At 70.5% G+C, this 4101-nt stretch carries 4 protein-coding genes and 1 pseudogene; 2 read left to right on the top strand and 3 right to left on the bottom strand.

Going from position 1 to position 4101, the window contains the following annotated elements; genetic code table 11:
- Nucleotides 1-65: 65 nt before the first annotated feature.
- Genes phnC through Q2100_RS27125 form a run of 3 tightly spaced genes read right to left on the bottom strand, consistent with a single transcriptional unit; the run spans nucleotide 66 to nucleotide 2580 of the window.
- On the bottom strand, nucleotides 66-893 hold the full coding sequence (phnC, locus tag Q2100_RS27135) for a phosphonate ABC transporter ATP-binding protein (protein ID WP_302916548.1): 828 nt from the start codon (nucleotides 891-893) through the stop codon (nucleotides 66-68).
- A gap of 2 nt (nucleotides 894-895) precedes the next feature.
- Nucleotides 896-1873 (bottom strand): phosphate/phosphite/phosphonate ABC transporter substrate-binding protein, encoded by a 978-nt coding sequence (locus tag Q2100_RS27130; RefSeq protein WP_302916547.1) that lies wholly within the window; start codon nucleotides 1871-1873, stop codon nucleotides 896-898.
- Nucleotides 1874-1899: 26 nt separating this feature from the next.
- Nucleotides 1900-2580, bottom strand: coding sequence for a phosphonatase-like hydrolase (locus Q2100_RS27125; RefSeq protein WP_302916546.1), 681 nt, complete (start codon nucleotides 2578-2580; stop codon nucleotides 1900-1902).
- A 145-nt stretch (nucleotides 2581-2725) separates the two neighbouring features.
- Here Q2100_RS27125 and Q2100_RS27120 point away from each other — a divergent pair, with 145 nt between their 5' ends.
- Together Q2100_RS27120 and Q2100_RS27115 are read left to right on the top strand one after the other, a co-directional pair.
- Nucleotides 2726-3400, top strand: coding sequence for a GntR family transcriptional regulator (locus tag Q2100_RS27120; protein ID WP_302916549.1), 675 nt, complete (start codon nucleotides 2726-2728; stop codon nucleotides 3398-3400).
- A 65-nt stretch (nucleotides 3401-3465) separates the two neighbouring features.
- A pseudogene (locus Q2100_RS27115) lies at nucleotides 3466-4101 on the top strand (hypothetical protein); the annotation flags it as partial.

Genomic DNA, 4101 nt, shown 5'->3' with positions numbered 1-4101 from the left:
CGGCGTGCGGCCGCCCGCGGTGCGCGCGGGTTCCGGTTCGGTGGGGCGGTCCTGGAGCGCGGTGCTCACGGCGTGCGGCGGGCGGCCGAGGAGTCCGCGTCGAGGGCGGGGTCGACGCGCTGGTAGATGGCCATCACGTCGTCGCGGTTCATGCCGACGGCGGGGCGGTCCAGCACCTTTCGGCCGTTGCGCAGCCCCACCATGCGGTGTGCCCAGCCCAGCGCGAGGTCGACCTGGTGCAGGGTGCACACGACGGTCAGCTTCTCCTCGATACAGACCCGGAACAGCAGATCCATCACGACGCCGGCGTTCTCGGGGTCGAGCGACGCGACGGGTTCGTCGGCCAGCAGCAGTCCGGGTTTCTGCATCAGCGTCCGCGCGATGGCCACCCGTTGCTGCTGACCGCCGGACAGCGTGTCGGCGCGGCGTTCGGCGAAGTCGGCCAGGCCGACCCGGTCCAGGTGTGCCAGCGCCTCGGCCCGCATCGTCTTCGGATACGTCAGAGCGCCGTAGCGGGGCAGGCCCAGCCGCCCCAGTCCGCCGATCAAGACGTTCTCCAGGCAGCTGAGCCGCCCGACGAGGTTGAAGTGCTGGAACACGAACCCGACGTTGCGCCGCAGCGCACGCAACTGCGACCGGCTCGCCGTGTCCACCCGGGTGCCCCCGACATCCACCGTGCCGGAGGTGACCGGATGCAGGCCGTTGAGACAGCGCAGCAGCGTGGACTTGCCCGAGCCGGAGAGGCCGAGCAGGACCAGCAGTTCGCTGCGGCGCACCTCGACGGAGACGTCGTCGAGCGCCAGCGTATCGCCGAACCGCTTGGTGACGTTGAGCGCCTCGACCACCACCGCGTCGCCTGCCACGTCGGGATGGAGCAGATCGGTGGTGCTCATCGTCAGCTCTTGCACTTCTCGGAGCCGGTGACCTCGCACACCTTGCGCACCCCGTCGTAGGCCGAGTCGTCAACGGCGACAACGCCCCAGGCCCGCTCGTCGGTGATCAGGCAGCCGTCGCCCTCGCAGAACCCCTCGCTCTGCATGACCTCGGCGTTGGCCTTCTCGGTGAACAGGCTCTTGAGCTTGTCGACGGCCTCGGTGCCGAGATCGTCGTTGGCCGCGAAGACCGACCCGGCGATCATCTCGGACTTCCAGACGGTCTTGAGGTCGCCGGGCGCCAGGTCGCCCTTCTCGACCATGGTCTTGTCGACCATGCTGTCGAAGGCGAAGCCGGCGTCGCAGTCACCCGACTTGATCGACAGCGCCGACGCATCGTGGCCGCCGGCGTAGATCGGCGTCATCGCCGCCGAGATGTCGGCCTCCGAACCGGATTTGATCACGCCCTCCTCGATCAGACCGGCCGACGGGTACAGGAAGCCCGAGGTGGAACTCGGGTCGACGAAGCACACCTTCTTGCCCGCGAAGTCCTTGAGGCCGTTGACCGATGCGTTGTCCGCCTTGGCCAGGCCGTAGGACTGGTAGCCCGGCTCCGCGCCCTTCTCCTCGATGACGGCGCCGAGCGGGGTGATCTTGGCCCCGTTGAGTCCGGCGACGACGTAGGCGAACGGCCCGAAGAAGGCCAGGTCGACGTTGTCGGCGATCATCCCCTCCACCACGCCGGCGTAGTCGGAGGCCTGCACGAACTCCACCTTCGCGCCGGTCTCCTTCTCCAGCAGCTTGATCAGCGGTTCATAGCTCGCCTTGAGGTCCGCGGAGTTCTCCGCGGGCACGGCGGCCAGCGTCAGCGTCTCGGGGAAACCCTGTCCAGTCTTGGCGTCGGAGCCGGAGTCCGACCCCGAACAACCGGACAGCGCAAGCGCGAGCGAGGAGACCACCGCGGCGGCGGTCAGGGCAGAGCGGCGGGCACGGGTCTTCATCAGTAATCCTTCGGGCTGGAGGGTGGTCAGGCGGGCAGGAGGAGGGACGGCAGGTCGGCGACCGACCGGAGCACGTGGGTGGCGCCTGCGCCGCGCAGCGCCTGCTCGTCGTGCGCGCCGGTCAGCACGCCCGCGACCAGGCCTGCGCCGGCTCGACGGCCGGACAGGATGTCGCTGGCGGTGTCACCGGCGACGGCGACGTGGACGACGTCGTCCACCCCGGCGCGCATCAGCGCGGTGAGCACCAGGTCCGGGTGGGGCCTGCCGCGGACGCCGTCGCCGGGGGCGATGGTGAGGTCGGCGATGTCCTCCCAGCCCAGCGCCGTCAGGATCCGGCGCTGGGTGCCGGGGCTGAACCCGGTTGTCAGCGCGACCTTCACCCCGGCCGACCGCAGCTGCGAGATGGCCTCCGCCGCACCGGCGATGGGCTGCACCCCGCCGTCGACGTAGTGTTCGTAGGTCTTCTCGAAGGCCGCGTTGGCCTGTTGCGCGCGCTCCTCGGCGCCGAACAGAGCGCGGAACACCTCGATCTTCGACTGGCCCATGGTGTCCAGCACGTAGCGCCGCGCGTACTCGCGTTCCGCGCCGTCGACCGGCACACCCACCTCGGTGGCCGCCTCGTCGAAGGCACGGATCACCAGCCCGTCGTCGGCCACGGTGGTTCCGGCCATGTCGAGGACTGCCAGGGCGGGTGTCTGATTCGGCACACCGACACCTTGGGCCGCGGTACGTACGGCGAGGTACCGGTGAGCGGAACGCCGGGTGAACACCCGCTGGCCATTTGGTCTAGACCATGAGTGGGTACAGTGTCGGACCGTGACGGCCGTGCAGCCCCGCATCCTCAAGCACCAGATGGTGCGCGCCCACCTCGACCGCCTGCTCGACGGGATGACCGAGGGCGAGGCGTTCCCCTCCGAACGCGACCTCGCGGAGCGGTTCGACGTCGCCCGCGAGACGGTGCGCCAGGCGCTGCGCGAACTGCTGCTCGCCGGGCGCATCGAACGGCGCGGCCGCAGCACCGTGGTGTCCCGGCCGAAACTGGTGCAGCCGCTGGCGATGGGGTCCTACACCGAAGCGGCCCGCGCCCGCGGGCTGAGCGCCGAACGGTTGCTGCTCGGGTGGACCGACCTGGAGGCCGACGACGCGCTGGCGGCTCACCTCGCCATCGACCCCGGCGCACAGGTGTGGCAGCTCGAACGGGTACTGATCGTCGACGGCTTCCGCATCGGACTGGAGACCACCTATCTACCGGCGCAACGCTATCCGGGTCTCGTCGACGGGTTCGACAGCCGGACGTCGCTGTACGCGGAGATCACCGCGCGCGGCATCGCGTTCACCCGCACGGCCGACACCATCGAGACCACGCTGCCCGACGCCCGCGAAGCGGCGCTGCTCGCCGTGGACGCCCGCACGCCGATGTTCCTGATCAATCGCGTCTCCTACGACCAGGACGACACGCCGATCGAACGGTGCCGGTCGCTGTACCGCGGGGACCGGATGACGTTCACCACCACCATGCGGGCCTGAGCGGCCCGGCCGGCGTCACCGAATGGTCAGGCCGCCGCTCCGGCACAGCCCATAGGCTGGCGGTCGTGCGGGCGTATCGCAGAGAGGCGACCTCGGTCACCGTCGGCGTGCTGCTGCTGGTGGCCGCATTCGTCGTCCCGCACCTTCACCTCGACGTGGTGACCCCGCTGCTGAACGCCACCCCGGAACGGTTCCGCAGCTTCGCCGCCACATCACCGGTGTTCGGCTGGTGGGAGGCGCACACCGGTTGGGGCACCGTGCCGGCGATCGTCATCGCGCTCGCTGCGGTGCTGTGGGGACCGGCACTCGCGCAGCGGTTGCCGTGGCGGGCCCTGACCCTCGCAGTGTGGGCGACGTCCGCGGCGTGGGCGTTCGCGCTGGCCATGGTCGACGGCTGGCAGCGCGGTTTCGCCGGCAGGCTCACCGCGCGCCACGAGTACCTGCTCGAGGTGCCGCATGTCACCGACGCACCGGAGATGGTCCGCACGTTCGCCGGACGGATCCTGGACTTCCAGCCCGACTCCTGGATCACCCACGTGTCCGGTCACCCGCCGGGCGCGCTGCTGACCTTCGTATGGCTGGACCGCATCGGTCTCGGCGGTGGCGGCTGGGCCGGGGTGTGGTGCGTGCTGGTCGGCTCGAGTGCGGCGGCGGCGATCATCGTGGCCGTCCGCGCGCTCACCGACGAGCACACCGCGCGG

Source organism: Mycolicibacterium arseniciresistens (genome assembly GCF_030519285.1).
Classification (GTDB): domain Bacteria; phylum Actinomycetota; class Actinomycetes; order Mycobacteriales; family Mycobacteriaceae; genus Mycobacterium; species Mycobacterium arseniciresistens.
Note: the sequence above shows the minus strand (reverse complement) of the source record. Positions and strands in the feature narration are given on the sequence as shown.